The organism is Niveispirillum sp. BGYR6 (genome assembly GCF_027568365.1).
Taxonomy (GTDB): domain Bacteria; phylum Pseudomonadota; class Alphaproteobacteria; order Azospirillales; family Azospirillaceae; genus Niveispirillum.
Genome location: NZ_JANLNL010000002.1, coordinates 439690 through 463289, shown reverse-complemented (window position 1 = coordinate 463289; position 23600 = coordinate 439690). Strand labels below are relative to the sequence as shown.

The following is a 23600-nucleotide window of genomic DNA, read 5'->3' as shown; positions in this document are numbered from 1 at the left end:
GATAGGGGGTGCGGCGATGCGGGCATCAGCCATCCCCCTTGCGCAGCCGGTCGAGAATCCCGCCCACCGGGTCACGCGGGGTGGGGGTGGGCTTGGCCGCCGGCTTGGTCGCTGGCTTGGACGGCGCGGCGGGGGTGCTGGTGGGCGCTGCCAGCGCCGGGGCGGGCTTGGGGGCCTTGGCGGCTTCCCGCTTCTGGCTCCAGCTCTGCAAGGCGGCAAGATCGGCTGTGCGTGTGGCGTTGTTTTTCGGCCCCTTCAGGGCAAGTCCGATGGCGGGGGGGCTGCCATCGGCGGCGGGCAGCAGACTGAATGCCATGGTCAGGCTCTCCGGCTCCAGCGCCCAGGCACCGCCGCCGGTCACACTGCCGGCGGCGGATTCAAGGCTCACCCCGCTCAGGGCGACCACCTTGTCGGCCAGCGACCAGTCAAGCGTCAGCTGATCGAATCCGGTCTGCCCGCCGCGCGGCAACAGGCGGCGTAGATCGGCGGCCAGACTGGCCCCGCCCTGGTCGATGCGCTTGGCAACGGCCCCCAAATCCAGCCCGCTCAGCGTGCCGTTTCGGAACGCGGCCTTGCCCTGGCCATTCAGCCCGGACCAAAGGGTACGCGGGTTCTTGCCTTCCCCGGTGCCGGTGAAGCTCAACTCCACCTGACCGGCGGTGACACCCATACCGGTGGGAAGTGCGGCGAACCGCTCGGGCAGGGTTGCGCCCTTCACCGCCAGGGTCAGATTGCCGGTCAGCGGCGGCGGCCCGCCCTCCGGTCCCGTTTCCATCTGTGCCCAGGCGCCGCTGGCGCTCAGGCTGCCGCCCTGCCAGGTGCCGGCACCTTCATTCAGGCGCAGCAGGCCGGGCCGCGCCTCCAGCCGCAACAGGGCGTTTTCCGCCTTCTCCCCCGCCAGGGTCAGGGCGGTGCTGCGCAGGGTCAGCGTCCCATTATAGCGGCGGGTCCAGCCCAGGCCGATATCCCCCTCCGGTTTGGTCAGGTTGGGGATGAACCGGTCCAGGTCCAGCGCACCCAGGCTCAATTCCCCATCCAGATTGGGCGGCTTGGCTTCCCCCCCCTCTGCCGGGGCCGGCTTGCCTTGCGTCCAGCGCAGGGTGCCTTCCAGGGGCTGGCCAGCGAAATTGCCTTGCAGGGCGGAAAGCGTCAGCACTTCGCCCCGTCGGCCACCCAGTTCCCCATAAAGGTCCAGATTGCCCAACCCCGCCAGCGCGGCATCGGGCTGCAGCAGGCGCAGCGCGTCGGCGGTTTCCGGCAGGGTGGTACGGATTTTCAAGGCGAGGTTGGGTGCCGTTGCTGGTTCCAGCACCTCCCCGCCGATCTGGACGGTGCCGCCCAGCAGGCCGGCGCGGATATCCAGCGCGGCCTTGGCATCATCGCCCACCATCCGCGCCTCCAGCGATACGGCCCCCAGCCGGTCGGCCAGCGGGATGGCATCGATGGCCAGTGCGCGGAACAGCGGGGCCAGGGTCGGCGCGCTGGCGGTCAGGGTCAGGTGGGAACCGCCGGTCTGCCCACCCCCGGCATAGCGGCCATTGGCCTGCAGGGCGATGCCGGACAGGGATTTCACCGCCAGTTGGCGCAGGGTGACAGCACCATTTTCCAGGCTGCCATCCAGGGCCAACCCTTCGGTCTGCAAGCCGGCCAGGGCCAACTGATCCGCCTTCAGGTCCAGGGTCAGGTCGGTTTGCTTCACCAGCGGGGCCAGCAGATCGGCCCAGCCGGGCGCGTCGGCCGTGCGATAGGCATCCAGGTCCAGCCTATCCAGCACCAGCCGGGCGCCCAGCCCGGTGCGTTCCCGCCTTGTCAGGCTGACGGCCCCGCTCAGTTTCGTGGTGTCGATACTGCCGGTCAGGTCGGTCAGCGACAGGTCATCCGGCTTGCCGGCCAGCTTGCCATGCAGATCAGCCTGCCGCAGCCGTTCCACCGGCACCTTGGTCAGGTCAAGCCCGGCCCAGGCCAGCGTGTCGCGCAGGGACGGGCTGGTCAGGCTGACGGCAAGCTCCATGCGCGCTGCCGCTTCCCTCAGATCGGCACTGCCCGACAGGGTGACTGTGGTGCCGCCGGGCAGGGTGGCATTGCTCTGATCCAGGGCCAGCACCCGATCCTGCATCCGGCCCACCAGCCGTAGGTCACGCAGCGTATCACCATGCCAGCGCGCCTCATCGGCCAGCAGGTCAATTTCCATCAGGGCGCTGGGCCAGAAATCCACCGGCAATTCGCCAGGCTTGCCCAGCGCATCCAGATCCAGCTGGCTGAAGGCCAGCACCAGCGATCCCGATGCCTCGGCAGAACGGGGGAATTCGGCGCTGCCGGTGGCGCGGGCTACACCCCATTGCAGGTCGATGCCATCGATCCCGACACTGTCATGGTCTGCCGTCAGCCGCCCGCCAAACTGCACCGAGCGGCCCAGCCCCTCGGCCGGTTGTGCCGTCAGCCCCAGCAGCGGGCGCAACAATGCGGCCAGCGGATTGGCATCCACCGCCTGCAGGCTGATATCGCCGGTCAGCTTGTCGCTGTCGCCCGCTGGCAGCACGCCGGAAAAGCGCATTTCCGTCTTGCCGGCCGGCATGGACAGGGTGGCGCGTACCGGCAAGGCACCGCCCGCAGCCCGGCGCGCGGCGGCAAAGCTGAGGCGCAGCGGCTGGTCATTCACACTGGCATTGGCGGTCAGTTCAAACGGCCCGTCCGGGCCCCCGGCGGAAAGCTCCCCCGCCAGTGAATCCAGCCGCAGGGTGGGGCGCTCCGGGCGCTCCCAGCTCAGCCGGCTGTCGCTGAAATGCAGGCTTTCCACCTGCACCGATTTGCCCAGCGACTGCACGGCGATGGGCCAGCGCACAGTGCCGTCACGGTCCTGGCGCACCCGCATGTCCGCCCCTTGCAGGCGCAGCGATTCGATTTCGATGGATTGCGACAGCAGGGCCAGCGGGCGCACGCGCAGCGCCACCTTTTCCACGCTGGCGACATTCTCCCCGCCATCCAGCAGCCGCACATCGGCCACGGTCAAGGCAGGGGCGGGCAGCAGGGTCAGCGACAGGTCGCCATCGATCACCACCTGCCGCCCTGTCAGGTCGGCCAGGACGGCGGCCACCTGATCGCGGAACTGGTTCCAGGGAATAAGTGCGGGGGCCAGCACCAGACCGGCGCCGACCAGCAGCAACAGAACCACCAGGACCAGGAATTTGCGCAACGGACCAACCTTCTTGCCATCGCCGTGCAGACCGGCGTTAACCTATCGCGGGAACGCCGCCGAGGGATAGGGGATGAAATGGGCGAAATCGTGAATCTCAATCGGGCCCGCAAGGCCAAGGAAAAGGCCGCACGGGAAGCACAGGCGGCAGAGAACCGGGTGAAGTTCGGCCGCACCAAGGCTGAAAAACAAAAAAGCCGGGCCGAGGATGAAGCCAAGGCCCGGCTTTTGGAAGGTCACAAGCTGGATAAACCAGAGAAATAATTACTCCGCCGCCGGTGCCGGCTGCGGTTCATCCTGCTTGGGCATGGGCAGACCGTTGATGGTGGCCACGGCCAGGGCTGCGATATAGGGCAGGGACTGCACCACCAGCATGGCCGACCAGATATAGGCGTCGCGGTTGTCACCACCTTCGCGCCAGCCGACGGCAAAGGCGGTGATCCACAGGGCCACCATCAGCATCACCTCTTCCTTGGCGTGCAGGAAGCCCTGGATCAGCGCCGGCTGATCCTCGCATTTCGGTGTGCGCACGAAGGGGCGGCCCTGGGTGAATAGCCCGGTCCAGACGGCGCGGCCCACGGTGTGGGTCAGCGCCATGCCGGCCACGGCGGCATTCACCTTGTCCAGGAAGCCGCACTTCACCCGCGCCGCATAAAGCCACAGACCGCAGGCCACCTTGAAGAAGAACACCCCCAGCGTGGGCATGATGAAGACGGTGGGTGGGAATTCGAAATAGCGCGGTGCCAGCAGCAGGCCCAGCGACCAGAAGACACCGCCGATGACAAAGCCCATATGGGCCGCATCGGCGAACCAGGGCAGCCAGCCGGTGACGAAATGGTATTTCTGGCCGAAGGTCAGTTTCTTGCCGGACGGCAGGAATTCCCGCCAATGCCGCTTGATGATCTGCACGGCCCCATAGGCCCAGCGGAAACGCTGTGTCTTGTAGCCGGCGAAGCTGTCCGGTACCAGGCCCTTGCCGAAACTGTCGGGCATATAGACCGATTCCAGCCCCTCCTCGAACAGGCGCAGGCCCAGTTCCGCATCCTCACAAATGCACCATTCGGCCCACCAACCCACCTGTTTCAGGATGGAGGTGCGGATCAGCGTCATGGTGCCATGCTGGATGATGGCGTTGCGTTCGTTCCGCTGCACCATGCCGATATGGAAGAAGCCCTGATATTCCCAATTGATCATCCGATGGAACGGATGGATGTGCCAATCCCGGTAATCCTGCGGGCTCTGCACAAAGGCGACCTTGGGATTTTCGAAATAGGGGGTGGTGGAGGACAGCCAGTCCGGCGTGACCTGATAATCGCTGTCGATCACGCCCACCACTTCGGCATCAGGGGCAGTGACGGCCAGACCGAAATTCAAGGCACCGGCCTTGTAGCCCGGCCATTTCGCCAGATGGAAGAAGCGGAAGCGCGGCCCCAGCTTGGCGCAATGTTCCTCCAGCGGCTTCCACACCGCCTCATCCTTGGTGTTGTTGTCCAGCACCAGCACTTCGAAGTTGGGATAATCCATCTTCGCCAGTGCGTTCAGGGTCTCAATCACCATATGCGCCGGCTCATTATAGCAGGGCACATGGATGGAAACCTTGGGATAGTAATTATTGGGGTTGGCCTTGACGGGGGCGAATTTCCGCTTCCAACGGTCGGTCCACACCACCTCCGTCAGTTCCAGCCCGTCAATCAGCACCACCACCAACAGCAATATCTGGGCAAAGATCAGCACCAGGAAGGCGATGAAGGACATGGTGTTCATGCCCGTGGTCATCGCCTCTGTTGCCGTCCAGACCAGACCGGACGCAATCCCCTGGATCAGGGCGCCATAAAACAACTGGCCGGCAGGTTTCAGATCGTCGCGCTGCAGCACGAACCAGACCATGGGCAGGAAGGCCAGCGCGGTGGCGATGGCGCAGAGCACGGGCCAGCCCGGCACCTCAAACACGCCGCCTTCCATGGGGAATTTCATCTGGCGATGGGTATCCCAGATGCCCCAGTTGGCTTCCGCCTCGCCGCCGATCTCCCGCTTCCAGGGCTGGTCGAAGGCTTCCATGATGTAATAGTCCCAGCGGTTCTCACCGGCCAGGTTCAGGAAATTGCGGATGAAGGTGGCCTCGTTCACCAGGCTGGCCTGGGCCCCGCCGCGATAGGGGCCATCGGACGGCCAGCCGGCCTCACCCACCAGGATATGCTTGTCGGGATACTTGGCACGCACCTCGTCATAGCCACGGCGCACCTGATCCATCGCCTGTTCGATCGGCACCTTTTCCCAATAGGGCAGCAGATGGATGGTGATGTAATCCACCGCCTCCGCCAGTTCAGGATGCTTGATCCAGACATAGGGCGGCTCAGCAGTGGAAACCGGCACATCCAGTTGCTTCTTGACGCGCTGCACATAATCGATCAGCGCGCCGACCTCCAGATCGCCGCGATACATCACCTCATTGCCGACCATCACCCGCTTGACGTTGGGGTTGGCGCGGGTGAGGCGGACCAGGGAATTGATCTCCTGCTCATTCTTGCCCAGATCGCCGGAGATCCAGGCCCCGGCCGTCACATCCAGGTCATGTTTGGCGGCCAGCTCCGGGATCACCTCCAGCCCGTCGGTGGCGGTGTAGGTGCGGATGGAGCGGACATAGGGGGCCACCACCTCCAGGTCACGCTCCATATCGGCGCGGCTGGGATGGCGGCCATCCTGCGGATTCTGATTTTCCTGATAGGGGCTGAATGCCACGCCGGCAATGGTGCCGGCCCAGAGCCGTTCCGGCGTGGTGGGCCGGTTCGACAAGGCCCAGGCGCCGATATTGCCCAGAACCAGCAGCACCAGCACCAGCCAGGCCGAACCACGCATCTTCAGGATTTTGCCCATCTTACCAATCAAGCCCCTGGGAACATTGCCGGCCAGGAATGGCGGCGGTTCAACTATTTGCAGCCGTTTTTTGTTATTTTTATGAAAAGCGCAATCATGATCCTTCACGCTGGAACACAGCATAGCGCAGGCGGGCCGCTTTGGTATAGACCGGGCATTGCCTGTCGGCCCCGTGCAACAGGGTAGGTGTGATCTGGGATTGATGATGAACAAGATGCTGAAAACGGTCCTGCTGACCGCTTGTTTGCTGACCCCGCCGGCCGTGTTCGCCGCTGAAACACTCAAGCCCGGCGCTGGCGAACCGATCCAGTTCGGCACCAGCTATGTGCTGGAATCGAAGCTACTGTCGGAAAAGCGGCGGATCAATATTTTGCTTCCGGCCTCCTATGGCACGGGCGATCAGCGCTATCCGGTGCTTTACCTGATCGATGGCGGCGTGAAGGAGGATTGGTTTCACATCGCGGGTCTGGTGCAACTGGGCGATATGAATGGCGTTACCAAGGAGGTGATCCTGGTGGGGATTGAGGGGACGGATCGCAAACGCGACCTGACCTCCCCCTCGCAAGATCCGTTGGATATCAAGGAATTGCCGACCCATGGCGGTGCCGACAATTTCCGTCGCTTCCTGGCCAGCGAGCTGAAGCCCTATATCGACCGGAATTTCCGCACCACGGCGGAAACAGGCGTGATTGGCGAAAGTCTGGCCGGTCTGTTCATCGTCGAAACTTTCCTGCGCCAGCCGGAGCTGTTCACCCATTACATCGCGGTCAGCCCGTCAATGTGGTGGAACAAGGAGGCGCTGTCTTATCAGGCGGCGGATCTGTTGAAGGCGCAAAAGCCTGCGACGCGCAGCCTGCATCTTTCCATCGGCAATGAAGGCGGGGGGATGCGCGGCGGGTTGGACCGTTTAATGGCCGCTTTGAAGGCCGCACCGCCGGCCGGTCTGACCTGGGATTTCCAAGATTTTCCGGGCGAACGCCACCATTCCATCTATCATCCGGCGGCATTACCCGCTTTACGGGCTGCGTTTCCCGGTCCAAATCCAATCAAGTAAGGGAAGGGGCGGCGATGGATCGTGGCTTCGAACTGAATGCGCGGCTGGAAGCCGATACAATTCTGCTGGGGGACTGGCCGCTGTCGCGCGTGCTGCTTATGCGCAACCGATTGTTTCCCTGGCTGATTCTGGTGCCGCGCCGGGCGGGGGCGGTGGAAATCCATCGCCTGCCGGTGGCGGATCAGATGCAGTTGACACATGAAACCTCAGCGGCAGCAAAGGTGCTGGAACAGATGTTCCAGCCCGACAAGATCAATACTGGCGCCCTGGGCAATGTTGTCTCGCAGCTTCACATTCATGTCATCGCCCGCCGCCGCGACGATCCCGCCTGGCCCGGCCCCGTCTGGGGCAGCGGCCAGGCGGTGGATTATGCAGAAGGGGAGGCAGAGCGGCTGGCGGGACAGCTTTGGGCGGCACTGCAACGTTCTGCCTGATCACCCAGGCATGAAGTTTTGGTGACGGGCTGGACAGGCCGTCCCACGGCCTTTACCGATTGGTTCCATCCAAATGCGGTAATGGTATTGGATTTATTATGAAGCGCCTTCTGTTCGGCCTGGCTGTCGCCCTTTCTGCCTCCCTGGTCCAGGCGGCCACGCCCGTGCGGGTGATGAGCTATAATATCCGCTACGACAATCCCGACGATCAGCCCAATTGGGGCCAGCGCCAGGGGCCGATGCTGGCGCAAATCCGCTTCACCGCCCCGGATATCCTGGGTGTGCAGGAAGCGCTGCCGCATATGCTGTCAGCACTGGCCCAGGGGCTGCCCGGCTATGCCCATTACGGCAAGGGCCGCAATGACGGGGTAGAGGGCGAAAGCACGGCCATTTTCTACAGCCAATCCCGCTTTGAACAGGTGCGTGCCGAAACCCAATGGTGTTCCAAGACACCCGATCGGCCCAGCAAGGCCGACGGGGCAGGGGAACCGCGCACCATCACCCGGCTGGTGCTGAAGGATCGGCAGGATGGCGCGCTCTACGATGTCCGCAATGTGCATTTCGACAATGTCAGCGACCGCGCCCGCAGTGATTGCGCCCGGCAGGTTGCCGCGATTCCAGTGGCGGCGGGGGCCCATACCATTGTGCTGGGTGACCTCAACAGCGGCTTGGATGGCGGCGCCTATCGCCTGTTGGCAACGGGGAGCGGCCTGCGCGATGCCCGCCCGCTCAGCCCGATCATTTTCGGGCCGGAGGGCACCTTCAATGATTTCGATATCCGCCAGAGCGGGGAAGCCATCGACCATATTTTCATTGATGCCGGTCTGGGGGTGGCGCGTTTTGCCACCCTGACCGACAGCATCAATGGACAGGTGATTTCCGACCATTACCCGCTGGTGGCGGATATTGTGCCGGCGGTCAGGTAAGCTGGCTCACAGGGGGCGGATAAAAATCTGCTCGCCGCCGCCGGTCATCCCGCCCGCTACCCAGCCATTGCGCTGATAAAAGGCGGCGGCGCGGCTTTCTGGTTGGGTGGATAAGGTCGCCTGTTGCCAGCCAGCGCGGCGCAGATCGCCGATCATCCGTTCCATCAGTCTTTGCCCGATGCCCCGGCCCTCCGCCGCGGGGGAAATGAACAGCGCCCAGATGCTGCCATCGCGCAGATCGGCGGCGGCAAACCCCAGACATTTGCCTGTGACCTGTTCGCATAGCCAAAGCGATCCTTGTTCGATGAACGGGTCATAGGCGCTCTCCGGCACCTTGGCCGGGTTGGACAGGATGTTTTCCCGCACCGAAAGCCGGATTTGCATCAGGTTAGGGATATCCGATTTCGTCGCAAGGCGGATGTGATCGGCGGGGGACGTTGTCATGATTTCTCCATCCCCCCGACCCTGGCCGATTTTCACCCCGGCTGCACTGTCTTTTTCAGCTTCGCTGTATCGAAGCCCAGCGCCTGGGCGCGGGCGACAATATCATCATAGGTGCCGGGGTCCATGTCGGGTGTACGGGCGAGAATCCAGAGGTAATCCCGCCCCGGCGCCCCCACCAGGGCCCAGCGATAATCCGGGTCCAAGCCCAAAATCCAGTAATTCCCCTCAATCAGCGGAAAGAAACTGACCAGCAGTCTGGAGCCGTCGGGCTTGGCCGGGTCCAGCCGGGCGGTGGCTCTGGCGATATTTTCTTCGCCCTTGGGATTGCCCAGGTGGCAGCGGTTGATAACGTCGACTTTCCCATCATCGCGCAGCCGATATTCCGCACGGGTGGCGGTGCAATTCTTCTGGAACCGGTTGGGGAAGGCCGCAATCTCGTACCATGTGCCCTGATAGCGCTGGATATCCACCGCAACGACGGTGGGCGGCGCGTTTTCCGGGATGCGGTTGCAGCCGGCCAGCAACAGCAGCGGCAGGGTGAGAAGGGCGAGGCGTTTCAGCATGATAGCGCTTTCGATTGACCGGTCATGCAAACTGGGGCGCGCCTCACCCAAGGCAAGTGTCTAGATCCGCTTTATGGGGCCAGGGTAGCGGGCAATGGTGCTGTCTGCCGTCACCAGCAACAAACCTTCGATATTCGCCTGGGCGATCAATATCCGGTCGAACGGATCCCTGTGCAGCCAGGGCAACGACATCACAGCCAGGGTATGGGCGCTGGAAATGCCCAGTTCCTGATAATCATTGGCCAGCAGATCGCGCAGCAACAAGGCAGGATCAACGGTGAAGTCCGGCCGGTTGAGAGAACGCTTGATGGAAATTTCCCACAGTGACGCGATGCTGAAAAACAACCTGTTGTCAGGAGAGGTCAACAGGGTCTGCGCGGCTGCACCCAGGCGTTCCGGGGTGATCCGCGACCACAGCAGGATATTGGTATCGAGCAAGAGGTCCATGGATCACCCGTCATTGAACATGGCGTCAATTTCCGCCCGCCCCAACTCATCAAAATCATCGGGTACCAGAAATTGACCGGCCAATGTTCCCAACCGGCGTGGCGGCTTCTCAATCGCGGCAAGGGGAACCACCTTGACCAGCGGTTTGCCAGCCTTGGCAATGATAAATTCCTCACCCTTCACGGCATCCTCGATCAGACGGGAAAGGTTGGTCTTGGCTTCATGGATGTTTACCACACGCGTCATGTCGCTCTCCTACGGACTTAGTCTATTAAGCTTAGTTTAAATGCTGCCTGCCAGCAATCACCCTTTCCGTTCGTGCTGCGTTCCGCCATGATGCGCCGATGGATGCGCTTGAGCCCATCGATAATCTGATCCCCCCCGCCATTGCCGGCTGGTTCCGCGCGCAGGGCTGGGCCCCGCGCGACCATCAGGTGGCGATGGTCCGCGCGGCGGCGGATGGGCAGCACGCGCTGTTGATCGCGCCGACCGGGGCGGGCAAGACGCTGGCTGGCTTTCTGCCGACCCTGATCGACCTGTCGGAACGCCCGCGTGAGGGGCTGCACACGCTTTATATCTCGCCGCTGAAGGCGCTGGCGGTGGACATCCAGCGCAATCTGGAAACGCCGATTGCCAGCCTGCGCCTGCCCATCCGGGCCGAAACCCGTACCGGCGACACGCCGGAGGCCAAACGTGCCCGCCAGCGCAGCAAACCACCGCATATCCTGATGACGACGGTGGAGAGTCTGGCGCTGATGCTCTCCTACCCCGAAGCGGCGGATATTTTCCGGCCGCTGCGTCGGATCGTGATTGATGAGCTGCACGCGCTGGCCGGCAGCAAGCGGGGTGACCTGCTGGCGCTGGGCCTGGCGCGGCTTTCCACCCTGGCGCCCGGTGCCTTGCGGGCGGGCTTGTCGGCCACGGTGGCCGATCCGGATGCGCTGGTGGCCTATCTCTCCCCCACCGGCCGGCTGCATGATGATGAGGGGGAGCTGGCCCCGGTGCGCACGGTGCTGGGCCGTGCCGGCGCACGGCCGACGGTGGAGATATTGGCGACGAAGGAATATCTGCCCTGGGCCGGCCATATGGCGCTGCACGCCCTGGCGGAGGTCTATCAGCGCATCCGCGACCATGGCACGACGCTGGTTTTCGTCAATACCCGCGCCCAGGCAGAACTGGCCTTTCAAGAACTCTGGCGGCTGAATACGGAGAACCTGCCCATCGCCCTGCATCATGGCAGTTTGGCGGTGGAGCAGCGCCGCAAGGTGGAAGCGGCCATGGCAGCCGGAAAACTCCGTGCTGTTGTTGCCACCTCTTCCCTGGATCTGGGGATCGACTGGGCGGGGATTGATCTGGTGGTGCAGGTTGGCGCGCCCAAGGGCGTGTCCCGACTGCTGCAACGCATCGGCCGCGCTAACCATCGGCTGGATGAGCCTTCCAAGGCGCTGCTGGTGCCCGGCAACCGGTTCGAGGTGCTGGAATGCGAGGCGGCGGTGGAGGCCATTGCCGACGGCACCCTGGACGGCGACCCGATGCGGCCGGGCGCCCTGGATGTGCTGGCGCAGCACATTACCGGCACCGCCTGTTCCGCCCCCTTCAGCGCCGATGCGCTTTATGCCGAGGTGGTGCGGGCATCGCCCTATGCCGACCTGTCACGCGATGAGTTTGACGATGTGTTCGATTTCGTGGCCAGCGGAGGCTATGCGCTGGGGGCCTATGATCGCTTCAAGCGGCTGACGCGGGATGAGGATGGGTTGTGGCGCGCCGCCAACCCGCAGGTGAGCCGGCAATATCGGCTGAATGTCGGCACCATTGTTGAAGAGATCATGCTGAATGTCCGGCTGAACCGCGGGGCGGTACTGGGCCGGGTGGAGGAATATTTCGTCAATGGACTGGTGCCTGGCGACAGTTTCGTCTTCGCCGGCCAGTTGCTGAAATTCGTTGGTGTGCGGGAGACGGAGGTGATTGTCGCCAAGGGCGGGGAGGGCACGCCCAAGGTGCCCGCCTATGCCGGCGGGCGGCTGCCGCTTTCCACCCATCTGGCCGAAAGGGTGCGCGGGCTGCTGGAAAATCCCCACCATTGGGACCGGCTGCCGGAAACGGTGCAGGAATGGCTGCGGCTGCAGCAATACCGCTCCACCCTGCCGGACCGGTCGGGCCTGCTGGTGGAGAGTTTTCCGCGTGCCGGCAAGGAATTCCTGGTTGCCTATTGCTTTGAAGGGCGCAATGCCCACCAGACGCTGGGCATGTTGCTGACACGGCGGATGGAGCGGGCGGGGCTGCAGCCGCTGGGCTTCGTGGCGACCGATTATGTGTTGGCCACCTGGGCGCTGAAGCCGGCCACGGACCTGGATTTCCTGTTCGATCAGGACATGATGGGCGACGATCTGGAAGCCTGGATGGAGGAATCCTCCATGCTGAAACGGCTGTTCCGCAACGTCGCCATCATTGCTGGATTGATCGAACGCCGACATCCGGGATTGGAGAAGACGGGGCGGCAGGTCACCTTCAGCGCCGATTTGATCTATGACGTACTGCGAAAACACGAGCCCGGCCATGTGCTGCTGCGTGCCACCCGTGCCGATGCGGCGGCCGGGCTGACCGATGTGCGCCGCCTGTCCGACATGCTGGGCCGGGTGAAGGGCCGTATTCAGCATCGCCGACTGGATCGCATCTCCCCCCTGGCGGTGCCGGTGCTGCTGGAAATCGGGCGGGAGCAGGTCTATGGCAGCGCCCTGGATGCGCTGCTGGATGAGGCGGCCAGCGACATGCTGGCCGAAGCCGTGCCGGAATTGCTGCCGGGTGCCGGTAAAGCGACGCAACCCCGCCTTTTGTGAGGGGCAAAAACAACAAGGCCCGGCAGCGATGTCGCTGCCGGGCCTTTTGAAGCGCTCAGATAGAGGAAAAGGGATCAGCCAACCGGCGTATTGCTGTGCTGTTCAAAGGCGCGGCGGGTACGCGGGGCGATGGACGGGGCATCAGCGGCACCGCAATTGCGGGCATCAATCAGCGACGCGCTCTGCTCCGCGCCCAGGCTGACCAGCTGGCGCTGAACCTTGCACTGGTAGGCAGCGGCCTTGAAGCCGGCAGAGCCATTGTAACGGGCGACAGCACCAGCCCAGCTGCCCAGTTCCTGACGCAGCTGCACCAGATATTTGGCAGCGTAGCGGACATTGGCTTCCGGATTGACGATCTTTTCGACCGGGCGGAAGGCCTGCTTGTGATGGGCCAGGGAGAGCTGCATACAGCCGGCGAAAACGCCGTCGCGCAGGTTGCCCTTGCTGTCACGCAGGTAACGGGCGGCTTCCGTCTCATTCCCCGGGAACACGGCACGACCGCGCACGTTCATAATGTAGGGGCTGGGCGTACCGCCGCCACCGCTCTCCACCAGGGAGACGGCCAGCAACATGCCCTTGGGGATGTTGAATTCTTTTTCGGCGGCCAGGATATTATCGGTGCAGCCGGCCTGGGCCTGCCCGGCGACGAGACCGAGACCGATAAAGGCAAAGGCGCCAGCGGCGATGCGGGAGATGAGGCGACCGGACGCAAATCGGCTGGGCTTGGCCTTGCGGTGCTCACGCATCGTCGTATCGGTCATCCCAGGCTCCAGTCCGTTGGTGGCGTCAGGTCCGGCCAATCCGGTTCTTTCCGCCATCTGCCCGCTTGTGCGCGGGCGCCGCAATCAGGCCACCGTTACGAAATGCGGTGACCGCTCCCTATATCGAACACCGGCTCCATGCGCCGGCCGCATATCAATCCCAGATGCCGCGCATTGGGTCAACCAGAAAAAACTGTAACTGGTGCGGCAAAAGCACAGAAAGACTCCTTTTTCGGCAAAAGGGCCGGGTCTGACCAGCGTGGGCCGCCGGCTCTCGCCGGAAAAGCGGCGTGATATAGCAGCGCCATCCGCCCTTCCTGCCCACAAGACGATCATGACAGACACCCTCGCGCGCGCCTTCGAACTGCTGGACCAGGGAGATCGCGGCGGCGCCATCGCCATCCTGTATCAGGCAACAGAACAGGGGGCAGGGGGGGAGATCGCCGGCCTGCTGGCCGAATTAAGGGCTGAACAGGGGGAACATGAACAGGCCGTCGCCCTGTTCACCCGCGCGCTGGCCGATGACCCTGGCCATGGACCATGGCGGCGGGCCTGCCTGACATCGCTGATGCAATTGCCGGAACGGCGGGGGGAGGCGCGGCGCTTCTGTGCGGAGATATTGGCCCAGCGGGGCGATGACCCGGCCGCCCATCGCCATATGGCCCGGCTCTGCCTGGAGGCGGGGGAGAGCGAGACGGCGATTGCTCATGCGCGCGAGGCCATCTTCCTGGCCCCGCATGATCTGGAATCGCTGACCGACATTACCACCATCCTGATCCCCGCCGGGGAGCCGTTGCCAGCGGTGGAGGCCCTGGCCGCAGCCCTGGCCCAGGCCCATCCGGCCGACCCGGCCCTTCCCTTTGCTGCCGTGGCCCAGGCGCGCGGCTGGCTGGCGCTGGCCGAACCGGCCAAGGCCAGCGCCAGCCTGCGCCGGGCGCTGGAACTGGACCCCGACCCCGACGATTCGGCAGGTGCCCAGGGATTGCTGGACCAGTTGGCAGCGGCCGATGCCCCGGCCGACCTGCCGGCCACCTTTGTGCGCGCCCTGTTCGATACCTATGCCGACCGGTTTGACCGCGAACTGGTCGGCCGCCTGCATTATGACGCGCCGGCGGCATTGCGCGCCGTGCTGGATGAACAGGGTATCGGCGGTGGGCGCGATGTGCTGGATGCCGGCTGTGGCACCGGGCTGGCAGGGCTGGCCGTGCGCGACATGGCGCGCCATCTGGCCGGATTCGACCTCTCCCCCCGCATGGTGGAGAAGGCCCGCGCGCGGGACATCTATCATGAGTTGTGGGTGGGCGAGCTGGTGGAAAGCCTGACGCAGCGCCCCGCCAGCGCCGATCTGCTGCTGGCGGCCGATGTGCTGGTTTACTTGGGCGATCTGCGGCCGGTGATGGCGGCGGCGGCCACTGTTCTGCGGCCGGGCGGGCTGTTTGCCTTTACCTGTGAACGGGTGGACCAGCCGGATGGCTTCCTGCTGCATGAAGGCCGCCGCTTCGCCCATGCGGAGGCACATGTGCGGCAGGCCCTGGCGCAGGCGGGTTTCAGCATTCTGACCCTGCGCCATCACAGCACCCGCATTGACCGGGGCCAGCCGGTGCCAGGGCTGATCTGCCTGGCGCAACAAGCATGATTTAACCCATCACCAACACCGCCAGCGATACCAGCACGGCGGTCAACAGGCCGGACAAGGCCATGGCGATGCCGCCATAGGTTCCAGCCTTGGGATCGATCTGGAAGGCGGCAGCCGTGGCGATGCCATGGGCGGCGCAGCCCATGGCCGTGCCCATGGCGCGCGGGTCGCGCAGGCCCGCCAGCCGCAGCACACCGGGGCCGATCATCGCCCCCAGGATGCCGGTGCCCAGCACCAGGGCGGCGGTCAGCGAGGGCAGGCCGCCGATCTGTTCGGCAATGCCCATGGCCACGGGTGCCGTCACCGATTTCGGCACGATGGAGGCGACGGTCAGTCGATCCGCCCCCAGCCACCAAGCCAGCCCCACCGCACTGCTGATCGCCGTGATGACACCGGCCAGGATGGCGACCAGCAAGGGCAGGGCCATGGCGCGCACATCATGCCGGTGCGTCCAGAACGGCACGGCCAGACAGACGGTCGCCGGCCCCAGCATGAAATGCACGAACTGCGCGCCGGCAAAATAGGTGGGGTAGGGGGTGTGGGTGGCGAACAGCACCCCCATCAGCAACAGGATGGACAGCGCCACCGGGTTGGCCCAGGGCGGCCGCCCGGCCTTTTCATGCACCCAGCCAGCAATCAGAAAGGCCAGAATCGTTGCAGTCAGCCAGAAAAGCGGCGTGGTCGCCAGATAGACCCAGAGATTCATAAGCGTATGTTCCCCCGCCGCCTTTCCTGCCAGCGGGCCACCAGGGTGAAGACACCCCCGGTGACCAGCAGGGTCAGGATGGTGGAGCCGACCAGCGCCACCCCCACGGCCAGCCATTCCGCCGCCAACCGGTCCAGATGCTGAATCAGCCCCACCCCCGCCGGCACGAACAGCAGGGAAAGATGGCGCAGCAGGCCGTCGGCGAAGCTGCGCAACGCCTCCCCCGGCCCGCCGCGCCAGACGATCAGCGCGAACAACAGCACCGCCCCCAGCACCGGGCCCGGCAAAGGCAGGGTACTGGCCCGCGCCAGCGCCTCCCCCAGCAACTGGCAGAACAGCACCAGGGCGATGGCCGCCAGAAAGGGTGGCATGATTACCCGACCTTACACCAACGGTCATCATTCATGACCGTTGGTACGGCGGCGACTGCCGCCGCGCGGCCCATGCCGCGTAGCCAAGCCAGCGGATGCTGGCGCCGGCGATTGAGGGGCATGAAAGCGTGACCATCGGTCATGATTTCGTGCCGCTGATATCATTGGCCTTGAACCAGCCGATGCAGCGTTTCCAGGCGTCCGCCGCCTCTTCCGGGCGATAGCTCGGCCGGTAATCGGCATAAAAGCCGTGCGGTGCTTCGGGATAGACATGGATGTCGCTGCTGGTCTTGCCCGCCGCCTTCAGGGCGGCGCGCATCCGTTCCACATCCTCCAGCGGGATGCCGCTATCCTTGCCGCCATAAAGCCCCAGCACCGGGGCATTCAGCTTCTGCACCAGATCCACCGGCACCATGGGCTGCAGCGCCGTCCCTGGCGTGACCAGCCTTCCATACCAGGCGACACCGGCCTTCACGGCCGGATTGTGGGTGGCATAAAGCCAGGTGATGCGCCCGCCCCAGCAGAAACCGGTCACCCCCAGCCGCGCCGTATCGCCGCCATGGGCCTTGGCCCAGGCGACGGTGCTGTCCAGGTCGGCCATCACCTGCGCATCGGGCACCTTGTTGACGATATCCTTGATCAGGGCCTGAATGTCGCTGATCCCGGCGGGATTGCCCTGGCGGGCATAAAGCTCCGGCGCGATGGCCAGATAGCCTTGCCGGGCAAAGCGGCGGCAGACATCCTTGATATGTTCATGCACCCCGAAAATTTCCTGCACCACCAGCACCACGGGGAACGGGCCCTTGCCCGCCGGCTGGGCGCGATAGGCGGGCAGTTCGCCGTCGCCCACGGGGATTTTCACTTCACCGGCCAGCAGCCCGTCGGCGGGCGTGGTGATGGTCTGGGCGGAGACGGGCAGGGTGGACAGGGCGAATCCGGTGGCAAGGCTGGTCACGGCAAACATCCGGCGGGTCAGGGGGGTGTTGACAGCACCCAGCAGGCACTGGGCTTCGGCGTCGGTCTGGTGCATGGAACCTCCGTTTCCTTCGCCCATCAGGCGAAATGCTGGCGGAGTATAGTGCAACAGGCCGGCCCTTCAATCAGCCATGGGCTTGATCAGGGGCGTCGGCGGTATCATCATCCTGACAGGCCCCGGCCTGGAAAGGGATCGGCATGGCAGGTGAGGCGGCACAGGCGCTGATGGATGTTGAAACCTTCCTGACCTGGGGGGCGGGCACCGATACGCGCCATGAACTGGTCGATGGGCACCCGGTCGCAATGGCCCCGCCGTCAGAGGCACATTCCGTTATTGTCGGCAATCTGGTGGCGGCGCTGCGGCGGGGGCTGCCCGCCGGCTGCCGCGTTGCGGTGGAAGCCGGCATCCGCCCGCCCAACCGCCCGCAGCGCAATTATTATCAGGCAGACATTGCGGTGATCTGCGGCGGCAAGGTGGGGGACGGCACCCCACCCTGTCTGCTGGTGGAGGTCTTGTCGGACGGCACCATGGACCATGACCGTGGCCGCAAGCTGCATGATTATCAGTTCATCGAAACGCTGCGCGACGTGCTGCTGGTCTGGTCCGATGAACGCCGGGTGCAACTGGTCAGCCGGGTGCCGCAGGGCTGGCTGCAGCGCGACTTCATCGCCGATGCCACCCTGCCATTGACCAGCCTGGGCGCTGAAATTTCCCTGGAAGAGATTTATCAGCATATCTGACGGTGACGGGCCACGCCCTGCGCCGGGCGCTGCCCAGCCCTGTGGTGGAATTGTCTGGCGTTGCGGCGGCAATGCCCCTATCTATCCGCCATCACCGAGTGGCTGAGGGGCCCCGGCGGACCTATGTGCCGCCCTATTGAACGCCCCGAGATTGAGTCGGGTCGTTTCAAGGTGCCTGTCCCCGGTGGATGGCTGCCCCCTTCGCTCTCCGAACAAGTCAAGCCGCTCATGCGCAATCGCGTTGGTGCCGCAAAGTCCGGCACCCCGCAGCCTTTGCGCTTTGCCCGTGCCCCGCCGCTTGATTGCGGCGGTGGGCGAAGCCTTGGGTCGTCTGCTTGAGAAGATATCGCTTTGACCGTGACCATTACCTTTGCCGAACTCGCCCTTCCGTCCACCCTGCTGCAGGCCGTGGAAGAACTGGGTTATGTCAATCCTACCCCCATTCAGGCCCAGGCCATTCCGGCAGCATTGGAAGGCCGCGACGTTGTGGCCTCTGCTAATACCGGTACCGGCAAGACGGCGGCCTTCGTGCTGCCGGCGCTGGCCCGTATCGCCGCCACCCCGCGTGACGCCGGTTCCTGGGGCCCCCGCGTCCTGGTGCTGACGCCGACCCGCGAACTGGCGACCCAGGTGCTGGATCAGGTGCGCATCCTGTCCAAGTTTGGCCGTATCCAAACCGGTTCGGTGCTGGGCGGTATGCCCTATCGCGCCCAGATCGAAATGCTGCGCCGCCGCGCCGACCTGATCGTCGCCACGCCGGGCCGCCTGATCGACCATTTGGAAAATGGCAAGGTCGATCTCAGCTGCGTTGAAATGCTGGTGCTGGACGAAGCTGACCGGATGCTGGACATGGGCTTCCGCGATGCGGTGGAACAGATTGCCGGCGCCTGCCCGGAAGCCCGCCAGACCATGCTGTTCACCGCCACGCTGGACCGCACGGCGGAAAAGCTGGCCAGCAGCCTGACCAAGAATCCCGTCCGCGTGGACGTGGCCGGCAAGACCGTCACCAACATTTCCATCACCCAGCATTGGCTGCGCGCCGACGGGTTGGACCATAAGCACAAGCTGCTGGCCCGCCTGCTGGAGGATGAGGCTTTCGGCAAGGGCATCGTGTTCATGGCCACCAAGGCCGATTGCGATGTGATGGCCGATCAGCTTTCCGACAAGGGCCACCGCGCCATGCCGCTGCACGGCGACATGCAGCAGCGCGAGCGTAACCGCGTGGTGCAGTGGATGCGTGATGGCCGGATCAATGTTCTGGTCGCCACTGACGTGGCTGCCCGCGGCATTGACATTTCCGACATCAGCCACGTCATCAATTTCGACCTGCCGCGCGTGGCGGAAGATTACGTTCACCGCATCGGTCGTACCGGCCGCGCTGGCGCCACCGGCATTTCCTACAGCCTGTTCACCCGCCAGGACCGCAATCTGGTCCGTGCGATTGAACAATATACCGGTCAGCCGCATGTGCAGACCACCCTGCCGGGCCTGGAGCCGATGCCGGAGCAGGAGCGCAAGTTCCGCCCCGCCGGTGCCGGTGGCAAGCCGTTCGGCAAGGGCGGCTATGGCGGTGGCAAGTCCTTTGGTGGCAACCGTGGTGGCTATGGCCAGGGCGGCGGCTATCGCGGCGGTCCGCGCCGTGAGGGTGAGCAGGGTGGCCAGGGTGGCTGGAACGGTGAGCGCCGTGAACGCCGCGAGGACCGTTTTGCCGCCGGTGGCGAGCGTCCGGCCGGTGAAGGCCATCAGCCCCGCCAGCACGAACAGCATGGCGACCGTCCGCATCATGGCGGTGAACGCCGTGGCTGGTCCCCCGATGCCGCCCCGGTGGGCGGTGAGGTGGCTGGTGAGCGTCCGGCCCGTGGTCCGCACCCGCACAAGACCAACCCCTACAAGCCCCACGCCAGCAAGGGCCGTCCGCACGGCCATGGTGGTGAAGGCCGTGCCGATTTCCGCGACCAGGGTGGTAATGCTGGTGGCGAAGGCCGGCGGGAATTCCGCGGCGAACGCCGTGGTGAGGCCCGCGAAGCCGGTGCCGGTGCTGCCACGCGCCGCCCGTTCCGCCAGGGCTGATTTGTTGTAAGTTCTCCCCCTCTCCCGCCTGCCAGCGGGGGAGGGGTTTTTCATTGCCTGCCCGGCCAGGGTTCCGTTAAGTCACCCGGCACGCCGCATTCCAAGCAGCAGAGTATCGTCCATGCCCGCCAATATCCTTGAAGAAGAAGTCGCCAAGCGCCGCACCTTTGCCATCATCGCCCACCCTGACGCGGGTAAGACGACCTTGACGGAAAAGCTGCTGCTGTTCGGTGGTGCGATCCAGATGGCGGGTGCCGTGAAGGCGCGCGGGGAACAGCGGCGCGCCCGGTCGGACTGGATGAAGGTGGAGCGGGAGCGCGGCATCTCCGTCACCGCATCGGTGATGAATTTCGATTATGCCGGCCGTACCTTCAACCTGGTGGATACGCCGGGCCACGAGGATTTCTCCGAAGATACCTATCGCACGCTGACCGCCGTGGACAGCGCCGTCATGGTGATCGACGCCGCCAAGGGTATCGAGGCACAGACGCGCAAGCTGTTTGAGGTGTGCCGGATGCGCGACGTGCCCATCATCACCTTCGTCAACAAGATGGACCGCGAGGCGCGCGATCCGTTCGAGCTGATGGATGAGGTGGAGCGCGATTTGCAGCTGGAGGTCACGCCGGCCTCCTGGCCCATCGGTTCCGGCTCCGATTTCCGGGGCTGTTATGATCTGATCCGCGACCGGCTGATCCTGATGGATCGCCGTTCTGGCGATGTGGCGACCGACGGCATTGAATGCAACGGCATTGATGATCCCAAGATCGACCAGTTGATCCCCGCCGATCAGGCGGCCAAGCTGCGCGAGGATGTGATGATGGTGCGGGAGCTTTGCCCGCCCTTCAACATGGAAACCTACCGCGAAGGCCACCAGACGCCGGTCTTCTTCGGTTCCGCCATCAATAATTTCGGCGTGCGCGAATTGCTGCTGGGGCTGGCCGAATATGCCCCGCCGCCGCGCCCGCAGAAGGCCGATGGCCGTGAAGTCGAGCCGGATGAGGGCAAGGTCACGGGCTTTGTGTTCAAGGTCCAGGCCAATATGGACCCCAACCACCGCGACCGTATCGCCTTTTTCCGCCTCTGCTCGGGTCATTTCAAGCGTGGCACCAAGCTGAAACATATGCGGTCGGGCAAGCTGCTGGCGGTCAATAATGCCGTGCTGTTCCTGGCGCGCGACCGGGAACTGGCGGAAGATGCCTTCCCCGGCGACATTATCGGCATTCCCAACCATGGCACCCTGCGCATCGGCGACACGCTGACGGAAGGCGAGGATTTGCGCTTCACCGGCGTTCCCAGCTTCGCGCCGGAACTGTTGCAGCGCGTGCGCCTGGATGACCCGATGAAGGTGAAGCATCTGCGCAAGGCGCTGGAACATTTCGCTGAAGAGGGTGCTTCGCAGGTGTTCAAGCCGATCGTCGGTGCCGACTGGGTGGTCGGCGTCGTCGGTCAGCTGCAGTTCGAGGTGCTGGCCTCGCGCATTGAGGCTGAATATGGCATGAAGGCCCGGTTTGAGACGGCGGGTTATGATGCCGCCCGCTGGGTGGAATGCGACGATCCGGTGAAGCTGAAAGCCTTCATCGACAGCCGCCGCGCCGATATGGCGGAAGACCATGATGGCGCGCTGGTCTATCTGGCCCGCAATGGCTGGCAGTTGAACCGCGCACAGGAAGATTTCCCGGAAATCCGCCTGTTGAAGACGCGCGAGCAGAACAAGCAGGTGACGACAGCAGCGGCCTGATCCGGGCCTTCGCGGGGCTGGCGCATTAACAGGGCCTGCGCCAGCAAAGCGGGATGGACGATGGTGCCCGTCGCCTCCAGCAGGCAGGAATTCTTGCGACCTTTGAGTATATTAGCGCCGTCTGCGTTTAACCGGAAACGCACCCGGCACTAAGTCCTTGTTCAGCGAGCGGATTCACGCTCCAAAGCGATTCCGCTTTTCCGCGATCCGCTCTAGCGGTTCCGCCTTGCCCTCACCCCGTCCAGAATGGACCGCAGCATGGTCTCCCGTGATGAGATTTCGCTGAAACGGGCCTTGGCTTTCAGCCGCTGCACCTCCCGCCATGCCGGGTCATCGGCCCAGCGGCGGGCGAAGGGGACGAGATGGCTGTAATCGGCCAGCTGGAAATCAGCGCCGATCACCGTCGCCACATCGCCCTGTGGCAGGCCAAGGGCCGGTACCCCGCAGGACAGGGCAAAGGCCGCCGAACTGCCCCCGCCCAGGCGCGGCGGATTGAGATAGAGGTCGGCCAGTGGCAGGATGGACATCACATCCGCATCATAGCCATGCTGGCGCGACCGTGCCGCCAGGGAGGGGAAGCGCGCTGCCCAATCATCGCCATCCAGGGGACCGACGAACAGGAAGAACAGGCGCGGTTCCTGCTGAATGGCCTGATCCAGCGCTTCGGCGAAGGCCGGCGTCACCTCCTGCCCCAGCCGCAGGCCGATGATCAGGGTCAGGATGGCATCCGCCGGCACGCCCAGATCGGCCCGGCTGCGCCTCTGCTGCGCGGGCGGTGGGGCGTAGCTGTACTGGATGGGGATTACCCGCTCCGGCCTCAGCCCGCCCATGGCCAGCGCCGGCGCATCGCCTGGCAGGAGCGGGCGGGGCAGGGCCAGAAAGCCCGGCTCGGCCAGGGGCATGTAACTGCCAAACGGGATGGCGACAACATCCAGCAGATCGCGGCAGAGATCGGCCACCGGGTTCATGGTGCCGAAGGCCAGCACCATATCCGGGCGCAGGGCGCGGACATGTTCCAGGGTTGCCCCAGCCAGGGTGGGGCCGGTGAAACCGGGGGGCAAATGCAGGAAGGGCACGGGCAGCCCGTTCACCGACAGACTGTCCAGCCCCTGCAATGCGGCGTCGGCTGAACCGACCATGCCGCCCAGGAAGGGCAAATGGGCACTGGCCGGCCCGTCGGCTGTGTTGATCAAGGCCACCCGCCGGCCCAGGCGCAGCACCAGCGTTGACAGGAAATCGATGATATCCAGGGAGGGCTGGTGCATCCCCTGCATGAACTGGCCGGTGATGACCAGCACCAGATCGCGTTCCCGTTCGGCACGGGGCAGGGGCGGCGGCAAAGGGGTTCCCGCCCGGTAGCGGGCCATGATCGCCTGCCAGAGCCGCCGCAGGGCCATGTCATGCGCTGTGGGGTCGGCTACGGGCAGCCGGTTGGACCAGCAGCCGAAAACCACCGCGCGCAACAGATAATCCGCCTGGGCCAGGCTGTGCGATGGTGTGGCGCTGGCCAGATCGGCGGCGGTGCCGTCCAGCGCTTGCGTGGTGGCGGCCCCGTCCTGCAACAGGTTGGCGCGCAGCAGCAGGGCCAGGGTCTGCGCCCGGCGATTCTCCGGCGCGGGCAGGGCTGCCAGCATCCGGGTCACCGGGGCCGGGTCGGCCCCTGCGGCCAGCGCTTCCCGCATCTGTTCCAGCAGTTGCTCGCATTGCCGCCACAGAGCGGCGTCGTAAAGCGGCTCTTCCACGCCACCCACCAGGGCATGGCCCAAGGCGGCGGCGTGATCGGCCAGCTTCTGATCCTGATCGCGCATCGGGTCGCTCCCAAGCTGATGC

Annotated in this window: 20 protein-coding genes; 9 read left to right on the top strand and 11 right to left on the bottom strand. The window is 64.7% G+C overall.

Annotation, left to right across the window (positions count from 1 at the left end; translation table 11 throughout):
- Positions 1-25: 25 nt before the first annotated feature.
- Positions 26-3193, bottom strand: coding sequence for an AsmA family protein (locus PCJ49_RS06080; protein ID WP_269910172.1), 3168 nt, complete (start codon positions 3191-3193; stop codon positions 26-28).
- 78 nt (positions 3194-3271) lie between these two features.
- Here PCJ49_RS06080 and PCJ49_RS06075 point away from each other — a divergent pair, with 78 nt between their 5' ends.
- Positions 3272-3457: a DUF4169 family protein gene (locus tag PCJ49_RS06075; RefSeq protein WP_089286648.1), complete on the top strand. Its 186-nt coding sequence runs from the start codon at positions 3272-3274 to the stop codon at positions 3455-3457.
- Here the strand turns inward: PCJ49_RS06075 and PCJ49_RS06070 are convergent, their stop codons facing one another.
- Positions 3458-6067: a glycosyltransferase gene (locus PCJ49_RS06070; RefSeq protein ID WP_269910171.1), complete on the bottom strand. Its 2610-nt coding sequence runs from the start codon at positions 6065-6067 to the stop codon at positions 3458-3460. It abuts the gene before it with no gap.
- A 214-nt stretch (positions 6068-6281) separates the two neighbouring features.
- Between PCJ49_RS06070 and PCJ49_RS06065 the strand changes: the two genes are divergently transcribed.
- The 3 genes from PCJ49_RS06065 (at position 6282) to PCJ49_RS06055 (ending at position 8481) form a co-directional block, all read left to right on the top strand.
- The gene (locus tag PCJ49_RS06065; protein WP_269910170.1) at positions 6282-7121 is read left to right on the top strand and encodes an alpha/beta hydrolase-fold protein; all 840 of its coding nucleotides are present in this window, start codon (positions 6282-6284) and stop codon (positions 7119-7121) included.
- Between the two features lie 14 nt (positions 7122-7135).
- Positions 7136-7555, top strand: a complete 420-nt coding sequence (locus PCJ49_RS06060) for an HIT domain-containing protein (RefSeq protein WP_269910169.1) — start codon at positions 7136-7138, stop codon at positions 7553-7555.
- A gap of 98 nt (positions 7556-7653) precedes the next feature.
- Complete coding sequence (locus tag PCJ49_RS06055) at positions 7654-8481, top strand: endonuclease/exonuclease/phosphatase family protein (protein WP_269910168.1); 828 nt, start codon at positions 7654-7656, stop codon at positions 8479-8481.
- A gap of 6 nt (positions 8482-8487) precedes the next feature.
- Here PCJ49_RS06055 and PCJ49_RS06050 read toward each other — a convergent pair whose 3' ends face one another.
- Genes PCJ49_RS06050 through PCJ49_RS06035 form a run of 4 tightly spaced genes read right to left on the bottom strand, consistent with a single transcriptional unit; the run spans position 8488 to position 10181 of the window.
- Positions 8488-8925 (bottom strand): GNAT family N-acetyltransferase, encoded by a 438-nt coding sequence (locus PCJ49_RS06050; protein WP_269910167.1) that lies wholly within the window; start codon positions 8923-8925, stop codon positions 8488-8490.
- Positions 8926-8957: 32 nt separating this feature from the next.
- Positions 8958-9488: a lipocalin family protein gene (locus PCJ49_RS06045; protein WP_269910166.1), complete on the bottom strand. Its 531-nt coding sequence runs from the start codon at positions 9486-9488 to the stop codon at positions 8958-8960.
- A gap of 60 nt (positions 9489-9548) precedes the next feature.
- On the bottom strand, positions 9549-9935 hold the full coding sequence (locus PCJ49_RS06040) for a type II toxin-antitoxin system VapC family toxin (protein ID WP_269910165.1): 387 nt from the start codon (positions 9933-9935) through the stop codon (positions 9549-9551).
- 3 nt (positions 9936-9938) lie between these two features.
- On the bottom strand, positions 9939-10181 hold the full coding sequence (locus tag PCJ49_RS06035; RefSeq protein ID WP_269910164.1) for a type II toxin-antitoxin system prevent-host-death family antitoxin: 243 nt from the start codon (positions 10179-10181) through the stop codon (positions 9939-9941).
- A 98-nt stretch (positions 10182-10279) separates the two neighbouring features.
- Between PCJ49_RS06035 and PCJ49_RS06030 the strand changes: the two genes are divergently transcribed.
- The gene (locus PCJ49_RS06030) at positions 10280-12772 is read left to right on the top strand and encodes a ligase-associated DNA damage response DEXH box helicase (RefSeq protein ID WP_269910163.1); all 2493 of its coding nucleotides are present in this window, start codon (positions 10280-10282) and stop codon (positions 12770-12772) included.
- 74 nt (positions 12773-12846) lie between these two features.
- Here PCJ49_RS06030 and PCJ49_RS06025 read toward each other — a convergent pair whose 3' ends face one another.
- A complete protein-coding gene (locus tag PCJ49_RS06025) occupies positions 12847-13533 on the bottom strand; it encodes a transglycosylase SLT domain-containing protein (RefSeq protein WP_269910162.1) in 687 nt (228 codons plus the stop codon).
- A gap of 334 nt (positions 13534-13867) precedes the next feature.
- Here PCJ49_RS06025 and PCJ49_RS06020 point away from each other — a divergent pair, with 334 nt between their 5' ends.
- Complete coding sequence (locus tag PCJ49_RS06020) at positions 13868-15169, top strand: tetratricopeptide repeat protein (protein WP_269910161.1); 1302 nt, start codon at positions 13868-13870, stop codon at positions 15167-15169.
- A 1-nt stretch (position 15170) separates the two neighbouring features.
- On the opposite strand, the gene PCJ49_RS06015 is transcribed toward PCJ49_RS06020, so the two are convergent.
- The 3 genes from PCJ49_RS06015 to PCJ49_RS06005 form a co-directional block, all read right to left on the bottom strand.
- On the bottom strand, positions 15171-15875 hold the full coding sequence (locus PCJ49_RS06015; RefSeq protein WP_269910160.1) for an LrgB family protein: 705 nt from the start codon (positions 15873-15875) through the stop codon (positions 15171-15173).
- Positions 15872-16246: a CidA/LrgA family protein gene (locus tag PCJ49_RS06010; RefSeq protein ID WP_269910159.1), complete on the bottom strand. Its 375-nt coding sequence runs from the start codon at positions 16244-16246 to the stop codon at positions 15872-15874. Before PCJ49_RS06010 ends, PCJ49_RS06015 begins: the two co-directional genes overlap by 4 nt.
- Positions 16247-16385: 139 nt before the next feature.
- A complete protein-coding gene (locus PCJ49_RS06005; RefSeq protein ID WP_269910158.1) occupies positions 16386-17276 on the bottom strand; it encodes a dienelactone hydrolase family protein in 891 nt (296 codons plus the stop codon).
- Between the two features lie 143 nt (positions 17277-17419).
- Here PCJ49_RS06005 and PCJ49_RS06000 point away from each other — a divergent pair, with 143 nt between their 5' ends.
- The 3 genes from PCJ49_RS06000 to PCJ49_RS05990 all read left to right on the top strand — a co-directional run bounded on the left by PCJ49_RS06000 (position 17420) and on the right by PCJ49_RS05990 (position 21770).
- Positions 17420-17962, top strand: a complete 543-nt coding sequence (locus tag PCJ49_RS06000) for a Uma2 family endonuclease (protein ID WP_269910157.1) — start codon at positions 17420-17422, stop codon at positions 17960-17962.
- 357 nt (positions 17963-18319) lie between these two features.
- A complete protein-coding gene (locus tag PCJ49_RS05995) occupies positions 18320-20032 on the top strand; it encodes a DEAD/DEAH box helicase (protein WP_269910503.1) in 1713 nt (570 codons plus the stop codon).
- A gap of 121 nt (positions 20033-20153) precedes the next feature.
- On the top strand, positions 20154-21770 hold the full coding sequence (locus tag PCJ49_RS05990; RefSeq protein WP_089286661.1) for a peptide chain release factor 3: 1617 nt from the start codon (positions 20154-20156) through the stop codon (positions 21768-21770).
- Between the two features lie 212 nt (positions 21771-21982).
- Here PCJ49_RS05990 and PCJ49_RS05985 read toward each other — a convergent pair whose 3' ends face one another.
- Positions 21983-23578, bottom strand: coding sequence for a hypothetical protein (locus PCJ49_RS05985; RefSeq protein WP_269910156.1), 1596 nt, complete (start codon positions 23576-23578; stop codon positions 21983-21985).
- Between the last annotated feature and the right edge of the window lie 22 nt (positions 23579-23600).

What these genes read in the sequence shown, in the direction of transcription:
- PCJ49_RS06075 (WP_089286648.1), top strand. Translation starts at nt 3,272, where the DNA reads ATGGGCGAAATCGTGAATCTCAATCGGGCCCGCAAGGCCAAGGAAAAG.
- PCJ49_RS06070 (WP_269910171.1), bottom strand. Translation starts at nt 6,067, where the DNA reads ATGGGCAAAATCCTGAAGATGCGTGGTTCGGCCTGGCTGGTGCTGGTG.
- PCJ49_RS06065 (WP_269910170.1), top strand. Translation starts at nt 6,282, where the DNA reads ATGCTGAAAACGGTCCTGCTGACCGCTTGTTTGCTGACCCCGCCGGCC.
- PCJ49_RS06060 (WP_269910169.1), top strand. Translation starts at nt 7,136, where the DNA reads ATGGATCGTGGCTTCGAACTGAATGCGCGGCTGGAAGCCGATACAATT.
- PCJ49_RS06055 (WP_269910168.1), top strand. Translation starts at nt 7,654, where the DNA reads ATGAAGCGCCTTCTGTTCGGCCTGGCTGTCGCCCTTTCTGCCTCCCTG.
- PCJ49_RS06050 (WP_269910167.1), bottom strand. Translation starts at nt 8,925, where the DNA reads ATGACAACGTCCCCCGCCGATCACATCCGCCTTGCGACGAAATCGGAT.
- PCJ49_RS06045 (WP_269910166.1), bottom strand. Translation starts at nt 9,488, where the DNA reads ATGCTGAAACGCCTCGCCCTTCTCACCCTGCCGCTGCTGTTGCTGGCC.
- PCJ49_RS06040 (WP_269910165.1), bottom strand. Translation starts at nt 9,935, where the DNA reads ATGGACCTCTTGCTCGATACCAATATCCTGCTGTGGTCGCGGATCACC.
- PCJ49_RS06035 (WP_269910164.1), bottom strand. Translation starts at nt 10,181, where the DNA reads ATGACGCGTGTGGTAAACATCCATGAAGCCAAGACCAACCTTTCCCGT.
- PCJ49_RS06030 (WP_269910163.1), top strand. Translation starts at nt 10,280, where the DNA reads ATGGATGCGCTTGAGCCCATCGATAATCTGATCCCCCCCGCCATTGCC.
- PCJ49_RS06025 (WP_269910162.1), bottom strand. Translation starts at nt 13,533, where the DNA reads ATGACCGATACGACGATGCGTGAGCACCGCAAGGCCAAGCCCAGCCGA.
- PCJ49_RS06020 (WP_269910161.1), top strand. Translation starts at nt 13,868, where the DNA reads ATGACAGACACCCTCGCGCGCGCCTTCGAACTGCTGGACCAGGGAGAT.
- PCJ49_RS06015 (WP_269910160.1), bottom strand. Translation starts at nt 15,875, where the DNA reads ATGAATCTCTGGGTCTATCTGGCGACCACGCCGCTTTTCTGGCTGACT.
- PCJ49_RS06010 (WP_269910159.1), bottom strand. Translation starts at nt 16,246, where the DNA reads ATGCCACCCTTTCTGGCGGCCATCGCCCTGGTGCTGTTCTGCCAGTTG.
- PCJ49_RS06005 (WP_269910158.1), bottom strand. Translation starts at nt 17,276, where the DNA reads ATGCACCAGACCGACGCCGAAGCCCAGTGCCTGCTGGGTGCTGTCAAC.
- PCJ49_RS06000 (WP_269910157.1), top strand. Translation starts at nt 17,420, where the DNA reads ATGGCAGGTGAGGCGGCACAGGCGCTGATGGATGTTGAAACCTTCCTG.
- PCJ49_RS05990 (WP_089286661.1), top strand. Translation starts at nt 20,154, where the DNA reads ATGCCCGCCAATATCCTTGAAGAAGAAGTCGCCAAGCGCCGCACCTTT.
- PCJ49_RS05985 (WP_269910156.1), bottom strand. Translation starts at nt 23,578, where the DNA reads ATGCGCGATCAGGATCAGAAGCTGGCCGATCACGCCGCCGCCTTGGGC.